The 25,678-nt window shown below is 70.7% G+C and carries 27 protein-coding genes; 18 read left to right on the top strand and 9 right to left on the bottom strand.

Going from position 1 to position 25,678, the window contains the following annotated elements:
* Positions 1-27 precede the first annotated feature (27 nt).
* The 3 genes from ACFYY8_RS13805 to ACFYY8_RS13795 all read right to left on the bottom strand — a co-directional run bounded on the left by ACFYY8_RS13805 (position 28) and on the right by ACFYY8_RS13795 (position 3,287).
* Positions 28-981: a DMT family transporter gene (locus ACFYY8_RS13805; protein WP_390040514.1), complete on the bottom strand. Its 954-nt coding sequence runs from the start codon at positions 979-981 to the stop codon at positions 28-30.
* A gap of 50 nt (positions 982-1,031) precedes the next feature.
* Complete coding sequence (locus tag ACFYY8_RS13800; RefSeq protein ID WP_390040512.1) at positions 1,032-2,003, bottom strand: asparaginase; 972 nt, start codon at positions 2,001-2,003, stop codon at positions 1,032-1,034.
* Positions 2,004-2,093: 90 nt separating this feature from the next.
* On the bottom strand, positions 2,094-3,287 hold the full coding sequence (locus tag ACFYY8_RS13795) for a cytochrome P450 (protein ID WP_390040510.1): 1,194 nt from the start codon (positions 3,285-3,287) through the stop codon (positions 2,094-2,096).
* 218 nt (positions 3,288-3,505) lie between these two features.
* Between ACFYY8_RS13795 and ACFYY8_RS13790 the strand changes: the two genes are divergently transcribed.
* From ACFYY8_RS13790 to ACFYY8_RS13780, 3 genes are all read left to right on the top strand, one after another.
* On the top strand, positions 3,506-4,135 hold the full coding sequence (locus ACFYY8_RS13790) for a TetR/AcrR family transcriptional regulator (protein ID WP_390040508.1): 630 nt from the start codon (positions 3,506-3,508) through the stop codon (positions 4,133-4,135).
* A gap of 232 nt (positions 4,136-4,367) precedes the next feature.
* On the top strand, positions 4,368-5,075 hold the full coding sequence (locus tag ACFYY8_RS13785; protein ID WP_390040506.1) for an RNA polymerase sigma factor: 708 nt from the start codon (positions 4,368-4,370) through the stop codon (positions 5,073-5,075).
* A gap of 41 nt (positions 5,076-5,116) precedes the next feature.
* Positions 5,117-5,380, top strand: a complete 264-nt coding sequence (locus tag ACFYY8_RS13780) for an anti-sigma factor family protein (protein ID WP_390040504.1) — start codon at positions 5,117-5,119, stop codon at positions 5,378-5,380.
* Here ACFYY8_RS13780 and ACFYY8_RS13775 read toward each other — a convergent pair.
* A complete protein-coding gene (locus ACFYY8_RS13775) occupies positions 5,321-5,698 on the bottom strand; it encodes a zf-HC2 domain-containing protein (RefSeq protein ID WP_390040502.1) in 378 nt (125 codons plus the stop codon). The genes ACFYY8_RS13780 and ACFYY8_RS13775 overlap by 60 nt on opposite strands.
* Positions 5,699-5,831: 133 nt before the next feature.
* On the opposite strand from ACFYY8_RS13775, the gene egtA reads away from it, so the two are divergent.
* The 8 genes from egtA to ACFYY8_RS13735 all read left to right on the top strand — a co-directional run bounded on the left by egtA (position 5,832) and on the right by ACFYY8_RS13735 (position 15,518).
* Positions 5,832-7,058 carry an ergothioneine biosynthesis glutamate--cysteine ligase EgtA gene (egtA, locus tag ACFYY8_RS13770; protein WP_390040500.1) on the top strand — a complete coding sequence of 409 codons (1,227 nt, stop codon included), beginning with the start codon at positions 5,832-5,834 and terminating at the stop codon, positions 7,056-7,058.
* A complete protein-coding gene (gene egtB, locus ACFYY8_RS13765) occupies positions 7,055-8,365 on the top strand; it encodes an ergothioneine biosynthesis protein EgtB (RefSeq protein WP_390040498.1) in 1,311 nt (436 codons plus the stop codon). Before egtA ends, egtB begins: the two co-directional genes overlap by 4 nt.
* Positions 8,366-9,076, top strand: a complete 711-nt coding sequence (gene egtC, locus ACFYY8_RS13760) for an ergothioneine biosynthesis protein EgtC (protein ID WP_390040496.1) — start codon at positions 8,366-8,368, stop codon at positions 9,074-9,076.
* Between the two features lie 23 nt (positions 9,077-9,099).
* Positions 9,100-10,080: an L-histidine N(alpha)-methyltransferase gene (egtD, locus tag ACFYY8_RS13755; protein WP_390040494.1), complete on the top strand. Its 981-nt coding sequence runs from the start codon at positions 9,100-9,102 to the stop codon at positions 10,078-10,080.
* A gap of 242 nt (positions 10,081-10,322) precedes the next feature.
* A complete protein-coding gene (locus ACFYY8_RS13750) occupies positions 10,323-11,423 on the top strand; it encodes a M20 family metallopeptidase (RefSeq protein WP_390040492.1) in 1,101 nt (366 codons plus the stop codon).
* 377 nt (positions 11,424-11,800) lie between these two features.
* A complete protein-coding gene (locus ACFYY8_RS13745) occupies positions 11,801-12,916 on the top strand; it encodes a sensor histidine kinase (protein ID WP_390040490.1) in 1,116 nt (371 codons plus the stop codon).
* A 13-nt stretch (positions 12,917-12,929) separates the two neighbouring features.
* Positions 12,930-13,583 carry a response regulator gene (locus ACFYY8_RS13740; RefSeq protein WP_390040488.1) on the top strand — a complete coding sequence of 218 codons (654 nt, stop codon included), beginning with the start codon at positions 12,930-12,932 and terminating at the stop codon, positions 13,581-13,583.
* 285 nt (positions 13,584-13,868) lie between these two features.
* Positions 13,869-15,518 (top strand): carboxylesterase/lipase family protein, encoded by a 1,650-nt coding sequence (locus ACFYY8_RS13735; protein WP_390040486.1) that lies wholly within the window; start codon positions 13,869-13,871, stop codon positions 15,516-15,518.
* A gap of 47 nt (positions 15,519-15,565) precedes the next feature.
* On the opposite strand, the gene ACFYY8_RS13730 is transcribed toward ACFYY8_RS13735, so the two are convergent.
* A complete protein-coding gene (locus ACFYY8_RS13730; RefSeq protein ID WP_390040484.1) occupies positions 15,566-16,369 on the bottom strand; it encodes an MOSC domain-containing protein in 804 nt (267 codons plus the stop codon).
* A gap of 92 nt (positions 16,370-16,461) precedes the next feature.
* A complete protein-coding gene (locus tag ACFYY8_RS13725; RefSeq protein WP_390040482.1) occupies positions 16,462-17,322 on the bottom strand; it encodes an oxidoreductase in 861 nt (286 codons plus the stop codon).
* 113 nt (positions 17,323-17,435) lie between these two features.
* Between ACFYY8_RS13725 and ACFYY8_RS13720 the strand changes: the two genes are divergently transcribed.
* From ACFYY8_RS13720 to secY, 7 genes are all read left to right on the top strand, one after another.
* Positions 17,436-18,074 carry a DNA-binding response regulator gene (locus ACFYY8_RS13720; RefSeq protein WP_390040480.1) on the top strand — a complete coding sequence of 213 codons (639 nt, stop codon included), beginning with the start codon at positions 17,436-17,438 and terminating at the stop codon, positions 18,072-18,074.
* Positions 18,075-18,562: 488 nt separating this feature from the next.
* Positions 18,563-18,823 (top strand): hypothetical protein, encoded by a 261-nt coding sequence (locus tag ACFYY8_RS13715; protein WP_390040478.1) that lies wholly within the window; start codon positions 18,563-18,565, stop codon positions 18,821-18,823.
* Between the two features lies 1 nt (position 18,824).
* Entirely contained in the window at positions 18,825-19,232 is a 408-nt protein-coding gene (locus ACFYY8_RS13710) for a hypothetical protein (protein ID WP_390040476.1), read from the top strand.
* 19 nt (positions 19,233-19,251) lie between these two features.
* Positions 19,252-19,479 carry a hypothetical protein gene (locus tag ACFYY8_RS13705; RefSeq protein WP_352011216.1) on the top strand — a complete coding sequence of 76 codons (228 nt, stop codon included), beginning with the start codon at positions 19,252-19,254 and terminating at the stop codon, positions 19,477-19,479.
* Between the two features lie 6 nt (positions 19,480-19,485).
* A complete protein-coding gene (locus ACFYY8_RS13700; protein ID WP_390040474.1) occupies positions 19,486-20,703 on the top strand; it encodes a radical SAM protein in 1,218 nt (405 codons plus the stop codon).
* The gene (locus tag ACFYY8_RS13695) at positions 20,700-21,878 is read left to right on the top strand and encodes a cupin domain-containing protein (protein WP_390040473.1); all 1,179 of its coding nucleotides are present in this window, start codon (positions 20,700-20,702) and stop codon (positions 21,876-21,878) included. The genes ACFYY8_RS13700 and ACFYY8_RS13695 overlap by 4 nt, the downstream gene beginning before the upstream one ends.
* 120 nt (positions 21,879-21,998) lie before the next feature.
* Positions 21,999-23,321, top strand: coding sequence for a preprotein translocase subunit SecY (gene secY, locus ACFYY8_RS13690; protein WP_390040472.1), 1,323 nt, complete (start codon positions 21,999-22,001; stop codon positions 23,319-23,321).
* Here the strand turns inward: secY and ACFYY8_RS13685 are convergent.
* The 3 genes from ACFYY8_RS13685 to ACFYY8_RS13675 all read right to left on the bottom strand — a co-directional run bounded on the left by ACFYY8_RS13685 (position 23,287) and on the right by ACFYY8_RS13675 (position 25,640).
* Positions 23,287-23,967 carry a response regulator gene (locus tag ACFYY8_RS13685; protein WP_390040471.1) on the bottom strand — a complete coding sequence of 227 codons (681 nt, stop codon included), beginning with the start codon at positions 23,965-23,967 and terminating at the stop codon, positions 23,287-23,289. The two genes, secY and ACFYY8_RS13685, sit on opposite strands and share 35 nt — an antisense overlap.
* Positions 23,964-25,088 (bottom strand): sensor histidine kinase, encoded by a 1,125-nt coding sequence (locus tag ACFYY8_RS13680; RefSeq protein WP_390040469.1) that lies wholly within the window; start codon positions 25,086-25,088, stop codon positions 23,964-23,966. The genes ACFYY8_RS13685 and ACFYY8_RS13680 overlap by 4 nt, the downstream gene beginning before the upstream one ends.
* A gap of 75 nt (positions 25,089-25,163) precedes the next feature.
* Positions 25,164-25,640 (bottom strand): Pycsar system effector family protein, encoded by a 477-nt coding sequence (locus ACFYY8_RS13675; RefSeq protein ID WP_390040467.1) that lies wholly within the window; start codon positions 25,638-25,640, stop codon positions 25,164-25,166.
* Positions 25,641-25,678 lie beyond the last annotated feature (38 nt).

The following is a 25,678-nucleotide window of genomic DNA, read 5'->3' as shown; positions in this document are numbered from 1 at the left end:
CCGTGGATCACGTAACGGGCTGACACGTTACCGGGACCGTACCGCCCCGACCGAGGACGGGGTGGTGGCACGCGGGCCGCCGCGGGAGACCGCGACGCCCGCCAGGCACAGCAGGCCGCCGGCCAGGGTCAGCCAGCCGGGCACCTCGCCGAGCACCGCCCAGGCCATCAGGACGACCAGGGCGGGGACGACGTAGGTGGTCGCGCCCATCTTCCCGGCGGTGGTGCGGGCCAGCGCGTAGGCCCAGGTGGTGAAGGCCAGGGCCGTCGGGAAGACGCCCAGGTAGACGACGTTCAGCGTGGCGGCCGGTGGGGCGGCGGCGACCTGCTCGACCAGCTGCCCGGCGAACGGCAGGCAGACCACGGTGCCGACGAGACAGCCGAAGGTGGTGACCTGGATGGCGGAGCCGTGCCTGAGGGCGGGCTTCTGGCAGACCACCCCGGCGGCGTACGTCACGGCGGCGAGCAGGCACAGCAGGACGCCCAGGATCGAGGCGCGGCCCGCGCCCGACATGGAGACCCCGACCACGGCGGCCCCCGCGAACGAGACCGCCATCCCGGCCAGCAGGCGGCGCGGGAAGCCCTCCCGAAGCATCCAGCCGCCGAGGAGCGCGATCAGGATGGGGCCGATGTTGACGAGCATGGCCGCGGTCCCGGCGTCCACCTCGTGCTCGCCCCAGTTCAGGGCGACCATGTAGAGGCCGAACCACAGCACGCCGGAGCCCAGGATGCCGGGCCAGGCGCCCCGGGACGGCAGTCCCCCGCCGCGTGCCAGCCAGATGACGAGGAGTACGGCCGAGCCCGCGAGCAGGCGGCCGAGGGCGAGGGCTCCGGGGCCGAAGTACTGGGCGGCGTCGCGGATGGCGACGAACGCGGAGGCCCACAGCAGTACGGTGACCCCCGCCGCGGCCAGTGCCCGGCGGTCGATCCGGCTGTCCGGTGTAGTGGCCTGCCCCATACCCGAACCAGCGGTTTGTTCCATACCCGAACCCTAGGATGCGGACATTTCACTCCACATCTAAATTTCCCTGCTTAAAGTCTGGCGAACCAGTCGCGTACCGCGTCGACGCCGCCCGTTCCGAGGGCGACCATCAGCGCGACGCGCGCCTTGGCCGGGCTGAGGCCGTACGCGCCGACCGCGCCCACCTTGGCGGCCAGGACGGCGCCCAGGCCCAGTTCGTCGAGGGGCGCCCTGCGGGTGCGGGCGCGGGAGGCGACGACCACCGGGATGCCCCATCCGGTCAGCTCGTCGATCGCGGTGAGCAGGCCGACCGGCACGTTCCCCGCGCCGGTCCCCTCGATCACGATGCCCCTGACGCCCGCGTCCACGAGGGCGGTGAGCGCCGCGGTGTCCATGCCCGGATAGGTCTTGACCAGGGCGACGTCCGTCTCGGGGTCGCCCGCGACCGTCGGCGGCCTGCCCGGCGGGAGCGTGGAGATCACGGCCCGTCCCCCGTGCACGTGACCGAGCACCGGGGCGGGGGCGGAGGACATGGCGCACACGCCCGTCGCGTCGGTCATGGTGACCCAGCGGGCGGCGTGCAGTTCGTCGTTGACGCACACGACGGCGCCCACGCCGCACAGCGCCGGGTCCGCCGCGGCGGCCAGGGAGGAGGCCAGGTTGCGCGGGCCGTCCGGCGACAGGGCGTCGAAGGGTCGCGTCGCGCCGGTCAGGACGATCGCGCCGTGGTGCGCGGCCCGCCCGGCGAGCAGGTCGGTGAGGAAGGCCGTCTCCTCGACGGTGTCGAGACCGTGGGTGATCACGACGCCGTCGAAGCCCCGGTCGAGAACGGCCTCCCGGGCCTTGCGGGCCAGCAGCAGCATGGTCGAGGGGGACATGTCCCAGCTCGGTTCCGCCTGGACGTCCTCGGCCACCACCTCGGCCGTGAGCGTGCCGGGAGGCAGTGTTTCGAGGAGCCGCGCGCCCGAGGCCACCCCTGGGCTGCGGGGATCGGTCGAGTAGGCGATGGTGTCGCCGGTCGCCAGCAGCAGCACACGCCCCACCGCACGGTCCCTTCGGTTCTCCGAACTGTTCACAGCCTTTATAGCCCATGGATAACCCCATATGGGGTTATCCATGGGGTCATTCGGTTTCTACCAGGCGACCGGCAGCCGGTGCACGCCGTAGATGGCCATGTCGGAGCGCATCGGCACCTCCTCGGCCGGTACGGCGAGGCGCAGGCCGGGCAGCCGTTCGAGCAGGGCCGGGATGGCGATGCGCATCTCGTTGCGGGCGAGCTGCTGACCCAGGCACTGGTGGATGCCGTGGCCGAAGGACAGGTGTCCACCCGACTGCCGGAAGACGTCGAAGTCGTCCGGCCGCTCGAAGCGCTCGGGGTCGCGGTTGGCCGCGGGCAGCGAGACCGTCACCGTCTCACCGGCCCTGATCGTCCGCCCTTCGATCTCCACGTCCTCAACGGCGCCCCTGACCGTGAAGTCGATGATGCTCAGATAGCGCAGCAGCTCCTCGGCGGCCCCCGCCGCCAAGGAGGGGTCGGCACGCAGCGCCGCCAGCTGCGGGGGGTTGCACAGCAGCGTGTAGGTACCGAGCGCGATCATGTTCGCCGTCGTCTCGTGCCCGGCGACCAGCAGGAGCAGGGCGATCCCGGTGATCTCGTCGTCCGTCAGCTCGTCGCTCTCCGCCAGGCCGCCGAGCAGGTCGTCGGTCGGCTTCGCGCGCTTGCTGAGCACCAGTTCGTGCAGGAAGGTCAGCAGGTCGGTCACCGCCGCCAGCTTGCTCTCCTTCGACTCCTCCCGGCTGACGATCACCGCCGAGTCGTGCTGGAAGCGGTCGTGGTCGGTGTAGGGGACGCCGAGCAGCTCGCAGATCACCAGCGAGGGGATGGGCAGCGCGAACGCGCTCACCAGGTCGGCGGTCGTCCCCTGACGCTCCATCTCGTCCAGCCGCGCGGCGACGATCTTCTCGATCCTCGGTTCGAGCTGCCGCATCCTGCGCACGGTGAACTGACCGGTCAGCAGCCGCCGCAGGCGGGTGTGGTCCGGCGGGTCCATCCGCAGGAAGAAACCGGCGGGCATCGGAAGCTGCCGCTGTTCGACCATGTGCGGCAGCGCCGGGTGCTGGGCCTCCACGCGGCTGCTGAAGCGGTTGTCGGCCAGGATCGCGCGGACGGCCGAGTGGCTCGTCGCCAGCCAGCCGATGTGGCCGTCGGCGTAGGTCATGCGGCGGATCGGGGCCTCCTGGCGCCAAACAGCCAGCTCAGGAGGTGGATCGAAGGTGTCGTGACGAGCCACGGAGAGGGTCACGGGGCCGAAGTCGGCTTTGTGCACAGCGTGCTCCTTCGAAGTGGGACGCGCATGTTCGCCTCCACAAAACCTCACTGAGAGAAAAATTGCAACCCATGAAGATAAGCGTTCGATGCAGTATTTTTCACCCGGCGTCCCCGCCCCGGGACCGGTGGGACGCCTGACCATTGCGCACACAGGTTTGACCACCCCAAAACCGGCGCTTAGCTACGTCCACCTGCGACAACGACTTGAATCGAACCATGACTTCTGCGGATGAGCAGCAGAGCGAGGCGGTCATAGAGTTCGCGACCCGGCTTTTCGCCGCGTTCGGGTATGACGGCACCACCCTGCAGGGACTGGCAGAGGCCATGGGCTTCGACCTCGAATGGCTGCACGAGACGTTCGGCGACAAACGCGCGCTCTACCTCGCCGTCATCGAACGGACGAGCCGGGCCCAGCGGACCGTCGTCGAGGGGGCGCTGGCGTCGTTGCCCGCCCGCGACGCCGCCGGGGTCGCCGAGGCCATGCACGCCCTCGTGGACGACTACCTGGAGCTGTGCCTGTCCAACCCGCAGATCCCGGCGCTGTGGATGCACCGCTGGCTCGGCGACGCCGCCGACATCCCCGACCTGGAACAGCGGTACGCCGTCCCGATCATCAACCTCACCCGGGACGCGTTGCACGCCGCCGTCAGGGACGGGCTCATCGAGGGGGACACCGACCTGGACCTGCTGGTGCGGACGCTGGCCTGGAGCATGTACGGCTTCCTGCACGGCGAGGCCCTGGCCCCGCCCGATCCACCCGATCCGGACAACCCCAGGACGAAGCCCCGCCTACGGGCCCATCTCCACCAGTTGGTCGACCGCATGCTGCGGCTCCCCGAATCCTGAGAACGTTTTACCAACAGACGGGAAATTTCAGGAACGTCCTGAAATAACGGTGTAACACCTGGGCGTGCCGGGGAACCGTACAGCCTGGACCGCACCCTTCGGTGCCTTCTTGCGCGTTCTTCCGGCGCTCCCCCGGTCCCCGCGGGGAGGTGTCGGACCGGCCGTGGACGGGAACCCTCATCCTCGCAGTCGGTGGCGCCTCGGGGGCGCCGGACGGTCCAGGCACCTTCTCGTGTCCACGGGCACGAGAGCGGCGTCCCAGACGCCCGACCGCAAGGAGGCGATCGTGGAGTCCTTCATGGGCAGCAGGCTCCCCCCGGATGACGTCGTCGTCGCGGCGCTGCGCGCCGGGGACGAGGCGATGTTCGCGGCCCTGCTGGACACCTGGTCGAGGGGCATGCTCTGGCTCGCCCGCTCCCACGTGTCGACCAACGACTCCGCGGAGGAGGTCGTGCAGGACACCTGGCTGGCGGTGATCAGGGGCATCGACGGCTTCGAGGGGCGTTCCTCCGTGAAGACCTGGGTCTACCGCATCCTGGTCAACACCGCCAGGAAACGAGGGCTGCGCGAGAACCGCACGGTACCGTGGAGCAGCGCCTTCGAACATCGGGAGGAGCCGGTCGCCGACCGGTCGCTCTTCCAGGGGCCCGACGACCCGTTCCCCGGGCACTGGAAGAACGTCCCCTCGGCCTGGTCCACCCCCGAGGGCGAGGTGCTGGCCGCCGAGGTGCGCGACCTGATCGCGGCGGCCCTGGCTGAGCTTCCCCCACGACAGCGCGCCGTCATCACGCTCCGCGACGTCGAGGGGTGCACCTCGGAGGAGGTCTGCGAGATCCTGGAGATCTCCGCGGCCAACCAGCGGGTTCTGCTACACCGCGCCCGCGTGGCGGTGCGCGGACGCCTGGAGGATTATTTCGAGACGGCGAGGCGGTCGGCGTAGTGAAATCGGTTCGGTTCAGAGACGGCAAGGCGTTTCACGTCGTGAAGCGGTTCAGTTGCGACGAGTGGGTCGAGCTCGTCACCTCCTACCTGGAGGACGGCCTCGACGAGTCCACCCGGCACGTGTTCGAGGAGCACCTCGCCGCCTGCGAGTGTTGCGGACACTACCTGCACCAGTTCCGCGTGACGGTCACCGCTCTGGGCACCCTGCGACCCGAGCCGCTGCCAGGTCAGGCGCGTGAGCGGCTACTGGCCGCCTTCCGCGACCGGCGGAACTCCAGGGTCGAGGAGCCGCGGAGCTCCTGAGGGCGGCACCGGGGAGAGCCGCCCCCGCGGGCCCTGTGGCAGGCCCCGCGATGAGCCCCGCGACAGGCCCTGTGACGGGCCTTCGGGCGGGCCGAAGACGTCGCACAACCGGGTGAGCACCTCCTGCGGGATGTCCTCCCCGCCGAAGGCCCGCAGCACCTCGACCGTCACCCGGACCCGTTCCAGAAGGTCCGGGCACAGGGAGCATCCGGCCAGGTGCTCCTCGAAGCGCCGCCGCGTCCCGGCGGGCAGGGCCTCCTCCAGATAGGCCGTGACGAGGCCCCCGGCCTCCCGGCAGCCCAGGCTCGCCCGTCTCATCGCAGCCCCCCGTTCCATACGGGACAGTCCCCCGGGGCCGCCGAACCGTTACACACACCCCGAAAGTCCCCCTGTAACGCCTGCACGTCTCACGGGTCTATAGACCGTACACATCAGGCGAAAAGGGGGGACGATGGCCAGTCTTGTGGCCGAGGACACGCCGATCCGGAATGCCTCCGATGTGGAGGCCTTCGCGCAGGACTGCTTCCTCGGCGCCGCCGGGGACGAGGTGGGGGTCGAGCTGGAGTTCCTGGTCTTCGACCGTACGGCCACCGGCGACCAGGTTCCGCTGGACAGGACAGCCGACGTTCTGCCGTCGATGGACGGCGGAAGCCGGGTGACGTTCGAGCCCGGCGGGCAGCTCGAACTGTCGGGACCCGCGGGCCCGCTGCCCGAGGCGATCGCCCGGATGCGCGCCGACGTGGACGCGACCCGCCGGGCGCTGAACGAGGCCGGCCTGGCCCTGGCCGGGGTCGGTCTCGACCCCGTACGGCCCGCCAGACGGCAGTTACACCTGCCCCGTTACGACGCGATGGCCGAGTTCCTCGGCCTGCCGTACGGGGCGTTGATGATGTGCTCGACCGCGTCGATCCAGGTCAACCTCGACCTGGGCGACAGACCCTCGGCGCGCTGGGAACGCGCCCACCGGCTCGGCCCCGTCCTCCTGGCCGCCTTCGCCAACTCCTCGCTGCGCGAGGGACGGCCGTGCGGATGGATGTCCGGCCGCCAGGAGGTGTGGGAGAACCTCGACCGCACCAGGACCGCCCCCGTCCAGACCACCGGCGACCCCGTCGCCGACTGGGCCGCCTACCTCCTCGACGCCCGGCTGATGCTGGTGCGCGAGGACGACGACCACTACCGCACGATCCGCGACGGCTCGACCTTCCGCGACTGGCTCGACGCGCCCGTGCCCCCGCCGACCCTGGCCGACCTGGCCTACCACGCCACGACGATCTTCCCCCCGGTACGGCCCCGCGGCTGGCTGGAGATCCGCTACCTCGACGCCCAGCACCCGGCGAACTGGCCGGTGTGCGTGGCCGTCACCCACGCCCTGGTGATGGACGACCGGGCGGCCGACACGGCGCTGGCGGCGGCGGAGCCGTACGCGGGGATGTGGCTTGAGGCGGCCCGTTGCGGCCTCACCGACCCCCGGCTGCGCCAGGCCGCCGAGGAGTGCTTCCGCGCCGCCTGCGAGGCGCTGCCCAGGCTCGGCGTGGACGGCGCGCTGGCCGCGCGGGTGGCCGCCTACACCGACCGCCACGTGACGACCGGGCGGCCCCCCGCCCTCGACCTGCTGGACATGGCCGCAGAACCGGGGCCGCGCCTGTCGGCCTGGTTGACCGAGGAAGGACAGGCATGAACGACTTCAAGGAGCGCATCGCCGCCGAACTGACCGCGGTGCGCGGCCGGTCACTGGCCTACACCGACGCCGAGGACGACCTGCTGGTCAGGCAGCACTCACCGCTGATGTCACCGCTGGTGTGGGACCTGGCGCACGTCGGCAACTACGAGGAGCTGTGGGTGCTGCGGGAGGCCGGGGGCATCACCCCGCTGCGCCCCGAGATCGACGACCTGTACGACGCGTTCAAACACCCCAGGAAGAACCGGCCGAGCCTGCCCATCCTGGGACCCGCCGAGGCTCGGCGCTACATCGAGGGGGTACGGGGACGGGTGCTCGACGTCCTTGACCGGCTCGACCCGGAGAGCCCCGACCCGCTGCACCGGGACGGCTTCGTCTTCGGCCTGGTGATCCAGCACGAGCACCAGCACGACGAGACCATGCTCGCCACCTGGCAGCTCTCCGGGACCGCGGGCCTGATCCGCGACGGCGAGCTGCCGTCCGGCAATCGGTACGGCCCCGAGGAGGTGTTCGTGCCCGCCGGGCCGTTCACGATGGGGACGGACACGTTGCCGTGGGCCTACGACAACGAGCGTTCCGCGCACCGGGTCGACCTGCCCGCCTACTGGATCGACCGGCTGCCGGTCGGCAACCGCGCCTACGCCGACTTCGTCGAGGACGGCGGCTACGACGACCCGCGCTGGTGGAACCCCCAGGGGTGGGCCTGGCGGCGGGAGACGGGCGCCTTCGCCCCGCTGTTCTGGACCAGGGACGGCGACACCTGGTGGCGGACCCGGTTCGGCAGGCCGGAACCGGTGCCCATGGACGAACCCGTGCAGCACGTGAGCTGGCACGAGGCCGACGCCTACGCCCGCTGGGCGGGCAAACGGCTGCCGACCGAGGCCGAGTGGGAGAAGGCCTGCGGCTGGAACCCGGAGGCCGAACGGGCCAGGAAGTACCCGTGGGGGGACGACGACCCGGACCCCGGACTGGCCAACCTCGGACACCGCGCGGCACGTCCCGCCCCCCTCGGCGCCTACCCCGCCGGGGCGAGCTTCTACGGCGTGGAGCAGATGATCGGGGACGTGTGGGAGTGGACCTCCTCGGAGTTCCTGCCCTACCCGGGCTTCCGCAGCTTCCCCTACCGCGAGTACAGCGAGGTCTTCTTCGGCGGTGACTACCGGGTGCTGCGCGGCGGCTCGTGGGCGGCCGACCCGGCCGCGGTCCGCACGACGTTCAGGAACTGGGACCACCCCATCCGCAGGCAGATCTTCACGGGCTTCCGCTGTGCCCGCTCCGTGTCCGCCGAGCGTCTGGAGCACCGTTAGATGTGCCGCCACGCCGCCTGGCTCGGCGCTCCCCGGCCCATCGCCTCACTGGTCAGCGAACCGGAGCACGGCCTGCTGCGGCAGTCCTACGCCCCGCGCATGCAACGCCACGGCCTGGTCAACGCCGACGGCTTCGGCATCGGCTGGTACGACGCCGGCCGCGCGGAACCGGTCCGTTACCGCCGTTCCGTCCCCATGTGGGCGGACGCCAACCTTCCCGCCCTGGCCGAGGTCGCCCGCTCAAGCTGCCTGCTGGCGGCCGTACGGTCGGCCAGCGTGGGCATGCCGATCGAGGAGAGCGCCACCGCGCCCTTCGCCGACGGGGCGTGGCTGCTCAGCCACAACGGCCGCGTCGCCCGGGGCCCCGTCAGGGAGCTGGCGGGCGACACGGGAGCGGAGAGCACCTGCGACGCCGCCTGGGTCGCCGCCGCCGTCTTCGTACGGCGCCGCGCCGGCCTCACCCTCGGCGACGCCCTGTCCGAGGTCGTCGTCACCGCCGGGGCCAAGGACCCCGCCGGGCGGCTGAACCTCCTCGCCTGCGACGGCTCCTCCCTCGCCGCGACCACCTGGGGGGACACGCTCTTCCTCAACCTCGAAGACGGCGTGCTCGTGGCGAGTGAACCGCTCGACGACCGGTCCGGCTGGCAGGCCGTACCGGATCGGAGTCTGGTCCTCGCGTCCATCGACGGCGTGCGCGTCCAGCCGCTGTGACCTGCGACATCCAAGGAGTCATCATGCCCGTCAGCCAGTCCGACGTACGCCTGACCAACCACCTCGGCGACGACTACCTCAGCCAGGCCCTTGAGCACGACGTCCGCGCCGGGCTGACGTCCGACCCCAAGTGGCTGCCGCCCAAGTGGTTCTACGACGAGACGGGCAGTGAGCTGTTCTCCCAGATCACCCGGCTGCCCGAGTACTACCCGACCCGCAGGGAGCTGTCCATCCTGCGCAGGCACTCGACCGACATCGCCGCGGACAGCGGGGCGGACACGCTGGTCGAGCTGGGCTCGGGGACCAGCGAGAAGACCGTGCTGCTGCTCGACGCCCTGGCCTCTACGGGAACGCTGCGCGCCTACACCCCGGTCGACGTGGACGCCGTCACCCTCGGCGACGCCGCGCGGCGGCTCTCCGCCCGCTACCCGGGGATGGCGGTGCACGCGGTCTGCGCCGACTTCGAACGCCACCTGGCGCTGCTGCCCAGGCGGGGACGGCGGATGGTGGCCTTCCTCGGCGGCACCATCGGCAACCTCGACCCCGAGGCCAGGACCGTGTTCCTCAAGGAACTGCGCGCCACCCTCTCCCCCGGCGACTCCTTCCTGCTGGGGGCCGACCTGGTGAAGGACACCGGGCGGCTGGTCGCGGCCTACGACGACGCGGCCGGGGTGACGGCGGCCTTCAACAGGAACGTCCTGCACGTGCTCAACCACCGGCTCGACGCCGACTTCGAGCCGGACGCCTTCGAGCACGTCGCGCTGTACGACCAGCGCAACGACTGGATCGAGATGCGGCTGCGCGCGAGCCGCGCCATGACCGTGCGGATCGCCGCCCTCGACCTGTCGGTCTCCTTCGAGGCGGGAGAGGAGACACGCACCGAGATCAGCGCCAAGTTCCGCCAGGAGGGACTCCGCCGGGAACTGGTCGCGGCCGGGTTCACCCCGAGCCAGACCTACACCGACCCGACGGGGGACTTCACTCTTGTCCTCGCCCACGCGTGACCGGGTCCGTCGTCGCGCGGTTCATCCACTCGTGACGGATTCGTCAGCTCGTGGTTCGCCCACGCGTGACCGGGTCCGTCGTCGCGCGGCTCGTCCACTCGTGACGGATCCGTCGGCCCGTGGTCTGTTCGCGCATGGTTCGTTCGCGTGTGGTTCCTTTCGCGTGTGACCGGGTTCGTCATCACGCGCTTCTTCCGCTCGTGACGGGTGACGGAAGCGCCGGGGCGGGGGACGATGAGGCGGTGGACCTGGACTCCCTCCTCGTGACGGCACGGCGGCTGCTCGCCGTGCCGTCGACCGCCGACCGCCCCGGCGACCTGCGTGAGGCGCTCGAACTCGTGCTCGGTCTCCTGGCCGACGACTCGTTCACGGTCGAGCGGTTCGTCTCGAACGGCAAGCCGAGCGCGCTCGTCTACCCCGGTCCCCGCAGACCCCGGTTCCGGGTCATCCTCAACGCCCACCTCGACGTGGTGCCCGCGCCGCCGCACCAGTTCAGGCCCCGCCTCGAAGGCACCCGCCTGTACGGCAGGGGCGCCCACGACATGAAGGTGTCCGCGCTGGTCGAGACACTCGTCTTCCGCGAACTCGCCGGGGCGCTGCCGTACCCGATCGGGCTGCAGCTCGTCACCGACGAGGAGGTCGGCGGCCTGGACGGCACGGCCCACCAGATCGACCAGGGCGTGACCGCCGACTTCGTCGTCATCGGCGAACAGAGCGGGCTGCGGGTCGTGACCGACTCCAAGGGCATGGTGTCCGCGAACCTGCGGGCGAACGGGCTCGGCGCGCACAGCGCCTACCAGTGGCTCGGCGACAACGCGCTGCTCAAGCTGAACCACAGCCTGGGCGCCCTGCTTGGGCGCTACCCCGTGGCGACCGAGGAGGCCTGGCGGACCACGGTCAACGTCGCCAGGATCGAGACCTCCAACACGGCCCGCAACCAGGTGCCCGACCAGGCGGAGGCGTGGCTGGACATCCGCTTCCCCGCCGGTGACCCCGACCTGGACGGCAGGACCGAGCAGGAGGTCACCGCGCACCTGGCGGCCTTCTGCGCGCCGGGCGTCGTGCCCGTCGTCACCCACGTCGCCCCGCCGCACCACGCCGATCCCGAACGGCCCGAGGTGCTCGGGCTGCGGCGGGCGGCGCGCAACCAGGGCTACGACGGCGCCCTGCTGCGCAAGCACGGCGCCGCCGACGGCCGCTTCTACTACCGCCGGGGCATCGACGCCGTCATCTTCGGCATCGGCGGGGACGGGCAGCACGGCCCCGAGGAGTACGCCGACATCACCACGATCGAGCCCTACCGCGGGGCCCTGCGCGAGTTCCTCACCGACCTCGGGCCGTGAGTCCCCGGGCGTGAGCCCTCTGGGCACGGACCTCACGACATGGACCTCAGGGCACGGATCCCCTGGCGTCGGCCTCTGGACGCGGGCCTCGCCGCCTGCCCCGGGAGGTCCCCATGGGAGTCGGCCCAGAGGGTTCTCTCCGGGAAGCTCACCCCGGAGGCTCGTCCGGGAGACTCCCCGGAGTTCCCGAGGGAGTTCCCTCCCGGGAGGGAGGGCGGCCTCGGTCGGGCGAGGGAGGCGTGTCCCGGTGGGGGGCGCATAGCCTTACAGGACTCCTCAATGGTCGGCGGCCTGGCCGTCGAACGGGGCGGGAGTCCAACGGCGCATAGCCTTACAGGGCTCCTCAATGGGGCTTTCGACCCGGACGGTGACACCAGTTGGACTCCCTACGCGCGCCGAACCTCCTGCGCGTGCCCCGGGCCGACGTCGCGATCGCCGCCGTCGTCACGGCCGCGACGGTGATACCGGTCCTGCTGCCTCACCTCCAGCCGTGGTGGGTCGTGGTCCTGGCCCTGCTGTCCTCGGCGCCGGTCCTGTGGCGACGGACGCTGCTGATCGCGGCGAGCCTGGTCGCGGGCCTGGCGATGACGGCGCTGGTGCTGATGCAGGACGCGCTCACCCACCCGCCCTTCCTGCTCATGCCGTACGGCCCGCTGGTGTGCGCCTACACCATCGCGGCCCTCGCCCCGCCGACGCTGCGGATGATCGGCGTCGGGTTGCTGGCCGTCGGGGTGCTTTCCTCCCTGATCCTGCCGCACGAGGACTTCGACACCTTCCGCTACGTGGTGACGGCCTACGTCGCCGCCTACGCGCTGGGGGTCGGCGCCAGGGCCAGACGCGCGCAGCGCGGAATGGTCGAGGAACGCGCGCTGCGACTGCGTGAGGAACGGGCCGCGGCGGTCGCCGAGGAACGCACCCGCATCGCCCGCGACATGCACGACATCGTGACCCACTCGGTCGGCCTCATGGTCGTGCAGGCCGAGGCGGGGCCCCTGGTCGTGCGGGACGACCCGGCGCGGGCGGAGATGGTGTTCGAGGCGATCGCGACGGCCGGGCGGGACGCCGTCGGCCAACTCCGCCTGATCCTCGGGACGCTGCGGGACGGCCCGGTCCGCGAGCCGCAGCCCGGCCTGGAAACCCTGGCCGACCTGGTCGAACGCACCCGTGGAGCCGGTCTCGACGTGGTCGTCGAGGAGCACGGGACCCGGTCCCCGGTCCCCGCGGCGGTGGACATCGCCGCCTATCGGATCGTCCAGGAGTGCCTGACGAACGTCCTGCGGCACGCGACCGTACGCACCGCGCGGCTGCGCCTGACCTGGACGGGGCGGGCGCTGACGATCGAGGTCACCGACGGGGGCGGCGGCACGGCCGAGTTCCGCGAGGGGCACGGCGTCGTCGGGATGCGCGAACGCGCGGCCTCCTGCGGGGGCGACCTCACCGTCGACCCCCGGGGGTTCACCGTCACCGCCGTCCTCCCCCTCGGCTCTCTCTGACAAGGGGTTCCCCATGCGTGTGCTCGTCGTCGACGACCAGGACCTGTTCCGCGCCGGTTTCTCGCTGATCCTCAACGCCCACCCCGACATCACGGTCGTCGGGGAGGCCGCCGACGGGGCCGAGGCCGTCGCCAGGGCCGTCGAACTCCAGCCCGACCTGGTCCTCATGGACATCCGCATGCCCCGGATGGACGGCGTCGCCGCCACCGCTGAGATCTGCCGCCGCACCTCGGCGAAGGTGCTGGTCCTGACGATGTACGACGTCGACGAGTACGTCTACGACGCGCTGCGCGCCGGGGCCGGGGGATTCCTGCTCAAGGACGCGCGGCGGGAGGAGCTCGTGCGCGCGGTCCTGCTCGTCGCCTCGGGGGAGGCGCTGCTCGCCCCGGCCGTGACCCGCAGGCTGATCGAGGACGTCGTACGGCGCGGTACCGCCAGGCCGGAGCTGCGCAGACGGCTCGGCGAGCTGACCGACCGGGAGACCGACACGCTGCGGCTGATCGCCCGGGGGCTGTCCAACACCGAGATCGCCGCCGAGCTGGTGGTCAGCGAACACACGGTCAAGACGCACGTGAGCAACCTGCTGACCAAACTCGGCCTGCGGGACCGGGCGCAGGCCGTCGTGTTCGCCTACGAGTCAGGCCTGGCCGTCCCCGGCTCCGTGTAGCCCCGGTCTCCTGTCTCCGGCTGGCTCCCGGCTCCGCGCAGCCCCGGCTCCCTGCTTTCCGTACGGCTCCCGTAGGTCCTCTTGTCCCCGTGTGATGCCCCAGCCCGTAGGCCCTTCCCTCCCTGCGCGGTTCCCGGCTCTGTCGGTCCTTTCGCCCCGGGGCGGTTCCCCGCCCTCTGGTTCCTGGTTCTCGCGGGTGATTCCGGGTTCGCTCGGCAGGCCGATCCGCGACGGTGCCCTCCGCCGCGAGGCTCTCCTCGATCCACACAGCCCGAGGAGGTCTCGATGTTCCGTTCGCTCCGCCTGCCCGTCTCCCTGCCCACCGCCCTGGCCGTCGCGGGGGCGGCCCTGACGCTGGCCGTACCCGCCACCGCGGCTGCCGCGTCCGGCGCGGCTGCCGCGTCCACCGCCGGCACAGCCGGAGGTACGGCCTGCGTGACCCGGACCTCGCTCGGCGTCGTCGCGGGGACGGCCACGGACGGCCTGTGCGCCTTCCGCGGCGTCCCGTACGCGCAACCACCCGTCGGGAGGCTCCGGTTCAGGCCACCGCGCCCGGTGTCCCCGTGGCGGGGCACGCTCAAGGCCGTCGACGGCACCAAGGTCTGCCCCCAGGGCCGCGACGAGATGTCGGAGGACTATCCCGACGACAGGAAGGCCTACACCGACGAGGACTGCCTCCACCTGAACGTGTGGACGCCGAAGCCGGACCGCTCGAAACGACCGGTGATCGTCTTCATCCACGGCGGCGCCGCCGCGTACGGCACCGGCAACGAGGCCCGCTACGACGGGACGAACCTCGCCGCCAGGGGGGACGCGGTGGTCGTCTCGCTCAACTACCGGCTCGGGCTGCTCGGCTGGGCCGAACTCGGCGGCCTCGACCCGGCCTACCGGGGCTCGGGCAACAACGGGCTGCGCGACCAGATCGCGGCGCTTGGCTGGGTGCGCGACCACGTGGCCGACTTCGGCGGCGACCCGGCCAACGTCACCGTGGTCGGCGAATCCGCGGGCGCGTTCTCGATCAGCGCGATGCTCGCCACCGACCACCCCGAGCGGTTGTTCCGCAGGGCCGTACTGCAGAGCGGCAGCGGGGCCCTGGTGCACACCGCGGCGTTCGAGCGGAGGCTGGCCTCGACCCTGCCGGTGCGCGACCTCGCCGCGCTGCGGAGGATGTCCGTGACCGAACTGCTCGCCGTCCAGGAGAAGGCCGTGGCCGCCTTTCCCGGCGCGGCCGGGCACGCGCTCTACTTCGGCCCGTACGTCGACGGGACGCTGGTCCGCGACACGGTGGTCAAGCGGGTGAAGGCGGGCAACGCCCGGGGGATCGACCTGCTGCTCGGCACCGACCGGGACGAGATGAACTTCTTCGGTCAGTACTCCAAGGACGGGCTGAGAACTCTCGCCGAACAGTACGACGCGTTCTTCCCGAAGGAGTTGACCGCCCGGCGCGCCCGGATGACCGAGGTCTACCGCAGGGACAGGACGAAGCAGGCCGCGGCCCTGGCGATGTTCACCGACCAGGGCATGCGGGTGCCCGCCCTGAGGCTCGCCGAGGCGCAGAGCCGCTGGCGGCCCACCTACGTGTACCAGTTCGACTGGGCGCCGCCGAAGGGCGTCGGGGCGGTGCACACGATCGAGCTGCCGTTCATGTTCGGCACCCTGCGCTTCGTCGGCGTCCAGGGCGGCCCCGAGGCCCTACGGACCGACCGGGCGCGGCTGACGACCCTGTCGGCCCAGATGGTCGACGCCTGGACCTCCTTCGCCCGCACGGGCGACCCGGGCGCGCGCCGTACGGTCCCGCGTCCCGCCTGGCCCGCCTACCGGGTGCCGCGACGCGCCACGATGATCTGGGACCTCTCCCCCAGGGTGGCCGACGACCCCAGGGGGCACGAGCGCGCCCTGTGGGACGGCGTCCCCTTCGACGGCGCCTACATGTGACCGGCCGCCGACCGCTCAGGGTAAAGTGACAATCCATTGACAGATTGTCACCCCAGGAGCATGACCGGGTCGCCGACGCGGATCGTGCCCGGGGTGCGGGACAGGCCGGACTTGCCGAAGACGACGTGAGGCTTGTCCGTCCTGATGGTCCGGTATCCGGCGAGCGTGCGCAGCGGCTCCCGGCCCCTGACCCCCGTCGCCTGGTCCACGTTGACGATCACGCAGCGCCCGCAGGGTTTGACCAGCTCGACCTCGATCTCGCCGATCCGCAGCCGCCGTACCCCGTCCTCCTCGAACGGCTCGCGCCAGCCGGAGACGACGATGTTCGGGCGGAAGCGGTTCATCGGCACCGGCTCCGCCAGCCGCGTGTTCAGCTCGGCCAGTGACTCGGCCGAGGCGACCAGCAGCGGGAGGGCGTCGGCGTAGCGGAGCTCCCCGGCGGCGTGCTTCGGGTTGATCCTGCGGACGTGGTCGCCGGGGAAGCACACCAGGCGGCAGGGGACGCCGAGCGCCGTGGAGAACCAGTCGGCCGCCTCCTCCCCCTGGTCCACGCCCCGGTGCGGGGCGTTGAAGAGGGTGATGTCCCGCGCGGGCAGGTCACGCCGTACCTCGTGGGTGAGCGGGGCCGCCGTGGACGGGTCGGGGTGCTCGACCCTGAGCTTGTCGCCGTCGTAGACCGGCCGCAGCAGCGCCATCCCCGGCACCTCCCGCTGGGACAGGTGCGTGCCGTCCGGGGAGACGAGCATCAGCTCGCGGTCGTGTCGTATCCCCCTGGGCGTGATCTCCGCCTCCCGCAGCGCGGTGCCCGCGCAACTCTTGAGCGGATAGACGTTCAGCTCCGTCACGATCACATGGATCTCCGTGCCGTCATGGCCGCGACCCTACGCGTCCTCGGGAGCGATCAGAAGGTTTCCCCGGCGAATCTCACAGCAAAATGTCAGTCTTACTGGTCCTCGGTGCCGATCGCGTTCAGTTCCGCGACCTCCCGCTCGTCCAGCACGAGGTCGGCGGCGGCCATGTTCTCGGCGAGGTGCGCGAGCGAGGAGGTCCCCGGGATGGCCAGCGTCACCGGGGAACGGGCGAGCAGCCAGGCCAGCATGACCTGCGCGACCGTGGCCCCGTGCCGGTCGGCGATCCGCCTGATCCGCCCGTCGTCCGGCAGCCCGAACCCGCCGAGCGGGAAGAACGGCACGTACGCGATCCCCTCCCGCTCGCACTCGGCGAACAGGTCCAGGTCGTCCTGGCGCGTCAGATGGAAGTGGTTCTGCACCGCGACGACCGGCGCGATGTCCCGTGCCTCCGCGAGTTGCTTCGCCGTCACGTTGCTGAGCCCGAGGTGCCGGATGAGCCCCTCCTCCCGCAGCGCGGCCAGTACGGCGAAGCGCTCCTCGATCGGCTCCTCCGACGTCTCCATCAGGCCGACCCGCAGGTACACCAGGTCGAGGTGGTCCCGCCCCAGCCCGGCGAGGTTCTCCTCGACGGAGGCGCGCAGGTCGCCGGGACCGGCCTCGGGCAGCCACCCGCCGGGACCACGCCGGGGACCGACCTTGGTGGCGATCACCAGGTCCTCGGGGTAGGGACGCAGCGCCGTCCTGATCAGCTCGTTGGACGAGAGGTCCTCGTAGGAGTAGAACGCGGCGGTGTCGATGTGGTTCACGCCGAGTTCGACCGCCCGGCGCAGCACCGCGAGCGCGGTCTCCCTGTCGCCCCTGGGGCCGTCCCAGCCGCGTGCGGGCAGCCGCATCGCCCCGAACCCGAGGCGTGAGACCCGCCTGTCACCACCGAACGTCACGTGTTTCGTCATGTCTCAACCCTGCCGTCTCCGCCCCGTCCCGCACGAGGCGATGGCAGCAAGCTGCCACCCGCCCTGGCTTGTATGGGTTTGTCCCGTACGGCGCGACACCGCAGACTTGGGGCATGGATCCGGACCGGAACGTGACCCTGCGCGGAGAGCGGGAGCTGACCGCGCGGGTGGGGCACCTGCTGCTCGGCGCGCGGCGGGAGTTCTCCTGCGCGGCCGGTGACCTGGGGACCTGGAGCATGCCCGGCATGCGCGCCCGGATCACGAAGGACCGTCCCCTGACCGTCCGTAAGCTCTTCGACGCCCGGCTCCTCGCCGACGAGGAGGGACGGCGCCATCTCGACGAGGCCGCCCGCAGGGGCGCCCTGGTGCGGATCTCCACGACGGGCCTGCCGTACGAGACGATCATCGTTGACGGGCTCCTCGCGGTCCTGGCCGGGCCGCCCGGTCCCGGCGAACGCTCCTACACCGTGGTCCGCTCCCCCGACGTGGTCGCGAACGTCAACGCGCTGTTCCTCACCGCGTGGAACGCCGCCACCGACCTGGCCGAGTTCCGCCGTTCGGCGCCGCCCGTACTCGACCAGGAGAGCCTGCGGGTGCTGTCCATGCTGGGCAGCGGGCGCAAGGACGAGAGCGCGGCGCGTGAGCTGGGCCTGTCGCTGCGCACCTACCGTCGCCGGGTGGCCGCCCTGATGAAGACGCTCGACGCCGACTCCCGCTTCGAGGCCGGCCTGCGCGCCAGGGAACTCGGCTGAACCGGCTCCTTCCACGCTTCGGCGCCGACGCGAACGTGGCCCACTCGTTCGGCGGGCACGGCCACGCACCGCCGACGGCGAGGTCGAACGACATGTGGAAGGGGTGCCGGTGAGCACCTCCGCGTGCCGTACAAGGGCAGGAACAGGTCCGTCCCGCAGAAGGGCGCCGATTCCGCCCACGACCGGCTTCGTGGCCCCGGTGAGCGAGCGAACGCGCGGTCGAAGGCCTGGCGCATCCCGCGCGGGCCACGCTGCCGCCCTCGTCTCACAGGTCAGCTCGTCAAAGCGATCCCCACGCTTCGACTCCGTGAAGTGAGATGAAAAAGGCTCACTGAAGCCGTCGTCCTCGGCCGGTTCGAAAACCCAGACAAAAACGACACCCGCCGACGCTATTCACCGTGCAAAGAGGGTATTGCCTTGGTTTTCCCATGATTACGGCCGGGGTCGCAGCGGGATAAAAGCCTGGGAACACTGTGGAGGAGGCGGCCGTGGCGCGACACGAATTTCGTGTGGTGCTCGATTTCGAGCTCGACGAGAGTGTGATCAGCAGGATCGACCAAGCCGTGCAGAAAGCGGTGGCCGTCGAACTCGCGAACGTCGACCTCAGCGACAGGGCGTGGATCAACAACCCCATCCTGGCCGCACGGGCGGGAGGCGACGGCGGGAGGACGCGGGGAATCTGGGCGGTCGAGATCTCCGGCGAGCAGATCGCGGCCGCCGGGCTCAGGAAGCCGGACTTTGGGAGCTGACGTGGTGGGCGTCCACGGGGAGAAGGCGGTGGAGGTCCTCTGCCCGAGCGCCCGGTGTGAGAAGGACGCGGTCCTGCTGGGGGTCTTCGATGCCACCGGCCGGCTCGGATACATACGTCCGGCTCTCAAGATTGACGACGAATTCGTGGCCGACGCCGCCAAGGGGCGGGTTCCCGAGGAACGTTTCCGATTCGCCCAGCCCTGCGTCGAGAACGGCTGCAGAAACTGGACCGGCGAGCGGTGCACTGTGATCGACGACGCCCTGGAGTTCGGGACCGCCGCCGAACCCCTGCCGGCCTGTTCGATCCGGAGAGCATGCCGCTGGTTTACGCAGGCCGGGCCAAGCGCCTGTGCGGTGTGCCCCCTGATCGCAAGAAACGTGAGAACGGCCGATCCGGTCACTGATTGACACGAAAGGAGATCGCGTCATGCCGGATGCGAATGAAGAAAAAGTATCGGAGGGCCGGTCGACGATTTCCGTCGAGGGCCGTAAAATCCTCGGAGAAAGCATCCTGAACGGAATCATCGCACCGGGTGAGGTAATCGCGGGTTCCCTCGACTACAACCAGCACGGCGGTAATTACTCGCAACGCGGCGGAGGCAACTACACCCAGGGCGGCGGCGGGAATTACGACCAGGCCCCGCTGCAGAAGTAGGCCCGCGTGGTGGTGGACAGGGTGGTCCGGCCGGCATGGAGCCCGGCGGAGCCGGGCTCCATTGAGGCGCTCCAGGTCGTCTACAAGGTGGCCGAACGGTGCAACATCAACTGCACGTACTGCTACTACTTCAACATGGGCGAGGAGACGGCGTTCGACAGGCCTTCACTCGCCTCCGCCGACGTCACAGAGGCGCTGGCCCACTGGATCGCCCAAGGCTGTGAAGAGCTGCGCATTCCGTGCGCGAAGATCGCCTTCCACGGCGGCGAACCGACCCTCATCGGGGTCAGAAGGTTCGCTGAGGCGTGCCGGCTCCTCCGGGAGATCGTCGAACCGGTCGCGACCGTCCTGCTGAGCGTCCAGACGAACGGCACGCTGCTCGATGACCAGTGGATCGCGGCCTTCGCCGAGCACGGCGTCGCCGTGGGCGTCAGCATCGACGGACCGCGGACGGTCAACGACCGCTTCCGCCTTGACCGGCACGGTCGTTCGAGCTTCAGCCGGACGGAAGACGCGATCCGGCGGCTCGTCGATGCCCATGGGCCCGGGAATCCACTGCCGTCGACCGTCAGCGTCATGCACAGCGGGAACGACTACCGCGAGGTCTACCGCTACCTGCGGGCGCTGGGCGTGCGGAACATGACCTTCCTGCTTCCCGACAGAAACGCCGATGACGTCGAGTTCATCTCCTCGGGCGCGGCGAAGCAGTACGGTTCGTGCCTCTCGGATCTCTTCCACGAATGGTTCAGCGAAGACAACACGGACGTGCACCTCCGCTTCGTCGACCAGTTGCTCGACCACTTCCGGCCGGACGTGACCCCCGGCCAGGCGTTCTGGCGGCCACGTAAGGAGAACCAGGTCGTCATTGCGCGCAGCGACGGCACCGTCGCGATCGACGACACGTTCATCCCGGCACTGGGCTGGTACACCGGGACGCCGGTGTGCTCCACCGCCGACACCCGCCTGCGCGAATTTCTCGCCGAACCGGTATTCCTGGAGGTCGAGGAGACCTTCAACACCTTGCCCAGAGGATGCGCCGGGTGCCGGTGGCGTCATGTCTGCCGCGGTGGCGACCTGGAGAACCGCTTCTCGAAGCGGAACGGGTTCGACAACCCGTCGGTGTACTGCGACGCCTACAAAGTGATGTACCAGTACATGTGCGACGAGCTGGTGCGCAACGGCTACCCCGGTGAACTGATCACGGCAAAGTTTGGGAACGCATGACCGTCGAATTCACGCTGGCCCAGTTGCTCCAGCCGCTCACGGTGGAGACCTTCCTGCAGAAGGTGTGGGGTGTCACGCACTACCACGTCGAACGCGATCGCGAAGATTACTTCGACAGCCTGTTCGGCCCGGCCGCCGTCGAGGACGTCCTGGAGATCGTCCGGCCGGAACCGTCGACTGTGACGGTCGTGCGGGAGAACGACCGCAGGAGCCCCGACTCCTACCGGTTCGCCGACGGCACCGTTGACCTCGTCCGAATCCGCAACGACTTCGCGGACGGCCACACGATCGTCCTCAACGGCGTCGAGCGTTACGTGCCCGCCATCGCCTCACTGGCCCACGGCCTTGAGGTCGAGCTGAACTTCGAGACACAGGTCAACGCCTACATCACGCCACCCGGATCGCAGGGCTTCCTCCCTCATTACGACGACCACGACGTGCTGGTCCTCCAGGTCCAGGGATCCAAAACCTGGCACATCCACGACGCCGACGTGTCCCCGCACAAGATGCGACGCGGGGAGAAAGTCGTTGCGTCCGACCTCCCGGCGCCGGCCGTCCTGCGGCTGAACGCGGGGGACGCGCTGTACCTCCCACGCGGTCGCGTCCACGCCGCCACGGCCAACGCCGAGCCGTCCATCCACCTGACCGTCGGGATCCACGCACCGACCGTGCTGAAGCTCATCACCGAGGCTCTTGAGGCGCTGAGTTACCGGGACGACCGCGTCCTCGCCCAGTTGCCGCCACGGCACGTCGACGACGTGGACGTCCGCGCGAACCTCGACGGCCTCCTGCGCGACGTGGCCAGGGCCATCGAGGACCCGGCCGTCATGGCCGAAGGTCTCGGGGCTCTGGGAGACGCCCTGGTTCGGCGTGGGCGGTGCCGGCCCGTCGGGCAGTTGGTCCCCAACGCCGTCGAGGCTCCCCGGATCGACGGACGGACCCGTGTGGTCAAGTATCAGCCGCTCTACTCGCGCGTACTGATGATGGCGGACGGCGTCGCTCTCCAGTTCGCGCAGTCGCTGGTGAGCGCCGACGCGGACCATCGAGCCGCGATGCTGTTCCTGTCGGGGAGCACCGAGCCGTTCGAGGTGCGCGACCTGCCGGAGCTGTCCGAGGCGCGGCAAATCGAGCTGGCCCGCACGCTCGTCGTGGACGGGTTCCTCGTGCGGCTGTGACCGTTCCACCGCTGATCTCCGCACTCGGACTTCTCTCGGTCCGGCATACGCGGATTCGCGTACGGCGAAGCCTCCGGTGGGCGGATGCCCGGCCTGCGGCTCCGAAGGAAGACTCGGCGCATGCCGACCCTCCTCATCCGCGCCTTCCGTGTGCCGGAGCTCAGGAAGAAGATCCTGTTCACCCTGGCGATCATCGCGCTGTTCCGGTTCGGGCAGATCCTCCCGGCACCGGGAGTGGACGTGGACGCGGTGCGCTCCTGCCTGAGCGGCGCCCGGGGCGGGATCCTGGACGCGGTGCAGCTGTTCAGCGGCGGGGCGATGCTGAAGCTGTCGGTCTTCGCGCTGGGGATCATGCCGTCGATCGTCGCCGCGATCGTGATCCAGCTGCTCACGGTGACGGTTCCCCGGCTGCAGGCGCTCAAGAAGGAGGGGCAGCAGGGGCAGACGAAGATCACCCAGTACACCCGGTATCTGACGATCGCCCTCGCCGTACTGGACGCCTCGACCGTCGTCTCACTGGCCCGCACGGGCCGGATCTTCCCCACCTGCGGGCGGCAGCTCCTGCGGGACCAGGGGATGCTGACGACGATGGTGATCGTGGTCACGCTGGTCGCGGGGGCGTCCATGATCATGTGGCTGGGAGAGCTGGTCACCGAACGGGGGATCGGGAACGGCATGTCCATCCTGATCTTCACGCAGGTGGTCGCCGTCTTCCCCTCCTACCTGTCGAACATCTTCGTGCTCAGCCCGTTCGCGCTGGTCACGATGCTGGCCGCCGGGATCGTCCTGGTCGCGGCCGTGGTGTTCGTCGAGCAGGCGCAGCGGCGCGTCCCGGTCCAGTACGCCAAGCGGGCGGTCGGCCGCAGGATGTACGGCGGGACCTCGACCTACCTGCCGCTCAAGGTCAACCAGGCCGGGATCACCCCCGTCATCTTCACCTCGTCGCTGCTGTTCCTGCCGCAGCTGGTGGCGCAGTTCACCGGCGGCACGGGGCCCGTCGCGGCCTGGATCGAGCGCTATCTCACCTCCGGCGACCACCCCGTCTACGTGACGGCCTACCTGCTGCTGACCGTGGCCTTCACCTACTTCTACGTCTCGGTCACCTTCGACCCGGTCGAGGTGGCCGACAACATGAAGCGTTACTCCGGGTTCGTGCCCGGCATCCGCCCCGGACGACCGACCGCGACCTATCTCGCGTTCGTGCTGTCACGGCTGACCGCGCCCGGCGCCGCCTACCTGGCCGTGCTGTCGCTGATCCCGATCGTCGCGTTCGTACTGCTGCGCGACCCGGGGACCCAGCAGAACTTCCCGTTCGGCGGGACGACCCTGCTCATCATGGTCGGCGTCGGCCTTGAGACGGTCAAACAGATCGAGGCGCAGCTCGAACAGCGCGCCTACCGGGGCTTCCTCAAGGATCTCGGGGGGACGCCAGTCCGGACCTGACCGCGAAGACGACGAGCTGCGCGCGGTCCCTGGCGCGCAGCTTGACCATGGCGCGGCTGACGTGGGTGCGGACGGTCTCCGGGCTGATGACCAGTTCGGCGGCGATCTCGTCGTTCGACCGGCCGGTGGCGACCCAGGCGACCATCTCGCGCTCCCTCGGGGTGAGGGTGTCGATCCCCTCGACCGGGGCGGCGTCGTGCCGGCCGAACAGACCGATGACCTTCCTGGTGACCGAGGGGGACAGCAGGGCCTCCCCCGAGGCGACGACCCTGATGGCGCGGGTCAGCTCCTCGGGCGCGCTGTCCTTGAGGACGAACCCGCTGGCACCCGCCTGGAGGGCGGCGAAGACGTAGGTGTCGACCTCGAAGGTCGTGACGACGACCACCCTGGTCGCGGCCAGGGCGGGGTCGGCGGCGATGGCCCGCAGCGTTTCGAGGCCGTCCATGCCCGGCATCCGGATGTCCAGCAGGAGCACGTCGGGACGCGTCTCGCCGAGCAGCCGCAGCGCCCCGGCCCCGTCGGCGGCCTCCCCGGCGAACTCCAGGTCGGGTTCGCGCTCGATGAGCGCCCGCAACCCCATCCGCACGACGGCCTGGTCGTCTGCGAGCGCCACCCGGATCGGCGCCGTGCCCGCGCGCTCGTTCATACGACCCTGGGCGGGAGACCGGTCGCGGACGGGAGATCGCCCCCGGGCGAAAGGCCGGCTCCAGGTAGAGGACCGGTCGCGAACAGAGGATCGGCTTCGGACGGGAGGTCGGCCTTGGTGGAGGTCGTCCCCTGCGGGAAGTGAGCCGTGACGCGGAAGCCGCCGTCCTCCCGGGGACCGGCCTCGAACGAGCCACCGGCCTGGACCACCCTGGCCCGCATCCCGGTCAGCCCGCGCCCCTCGGCGGGCGCACCCGCCGTACCGGCCGGTGTGCCCGCCGTGCCGGAACCCCGGTCGACGACCTCGACGCGCAGGCCGTCCCGGTCGTGCGCGATCCGGACGACGGCCTGGGTGGGACCGGCGTGGCGCAACACGTTGGTCAGCGACTCACGCACCACCCGGTAGACCACGTCCTCAAGCCGCGACGGGATGTACGGCCTGGCGGGCTCGACCGTGACGGCGAGCCCCGCGGCCCGCACCCCGGCGAACAGCTCCGGCAGGTCGTGACCGGAGGGCCCCGACTCGACGAGGTCGAGCGCGGAGCGGAGCTGGCCGAGCGCCCGTGTGCTGGTCGCGCGGATGGCCTCAAGCGACTCGCGGACCTGGTCGGGGTGCTCGTCGAACATCAGCAGGGCGAGCCCGGCCTGCATGGCGATGGTCGCCAGGCCGTGCCCCGCGGCGTCGTGCACCTCTCCGGCGATGCGTGTCCGCTCCTCGGCGATCAGCCCGGCCAGGTCTCCCTCGGTGCCGGGCCTCCCGGCCTCGGGCTCCTCAGCCCCGGGCTCTCCGACGCAGGTTTCCCCGACGCAGGGCGGGACCGGTGGCGGTGGTTTGACCAGCGTCGGCGGAGGCGCGGCGGGCGCGGCGGCGAGAGTCCACGCCGTCCCCGCGGCGGCGGGCCGTACGGCGGGGGCGGCGGGGGCGTCCATGTCCTGGACGCCGGTGGTCAGGCCCCTGGCCTGGGTCAGGCCACTGGACGGCCACGGGATGGCCAGCCAGCCGACCCACGCCAGTGTGAGGATGACCGGCAGGTCACGCAGCCGCCCCAGCCGGGACAGCGCCGCGGCGGCGGCCACGAAGGAGCCACGTGGACGGTGTTCCTGGGGCGTGTGCTCGGTCACCGTCCCCCCTCGGGTCTCCCCCAGCACAGGGCATATCCCTCTGATCCTAACCATTACCGGCCCGGGGTGTGGGGTTCAAAGTGTGGCCGTGACGACGGTCAGGACGCCGCTCAGCACCGAGACGGCCAGGCACCACAGGGCGAGCTGGATCAACCGGTACTTCGTGGAGACGATACGGCTGATCGTGTGGATCTGGTCGGTGAGCCGTCCCAGCTCGTCGGGGAACGGCCCTTCGAGCGAGGCACGCAGGGCCTCGGGGCCGGAGTGCGCGACCACGTCCCCGAAGTAGGCGTTGACGAACGGGCGGCGCAACCCGATCCGCCTCGGATACAGGGCCATCAACAGCATCGTGACCGACAGGAAGGCCGCCCCCGCCGCGGTCCAGCGCAACCACGGCCAGGAGGCCCCCCACGACCCGTTCACGACGCCGTTCACCATGTCGCCGACCACACCGCTGACCGCGATCCCGATGGCCCCCAGCAGAATCGACGCCTTGGTGTCGGCCCTGTTCACCTCCTCGCGGGTCTCGGCCAGGATCGCCGTCGCCCGCATCCGCGTGTCCGGTGCCTCACTCCGTGCCCGAGCCGACC

This window comes from Streptosporangium sp. NPDC001559, from assembly GCF_042893955.1.
In the GTDB taxonomy this organism is placed as follows: domain Bacteria; phylum Actinomycetota; class Actinomycetes; order Streptosporangiales; family Streptosporangiaceae; genus Streptosporangium.
Note: the sequence above shows the minus strand (reverse complement) of the source record. Positions and strands in the feature narration are given on the sequence as shown.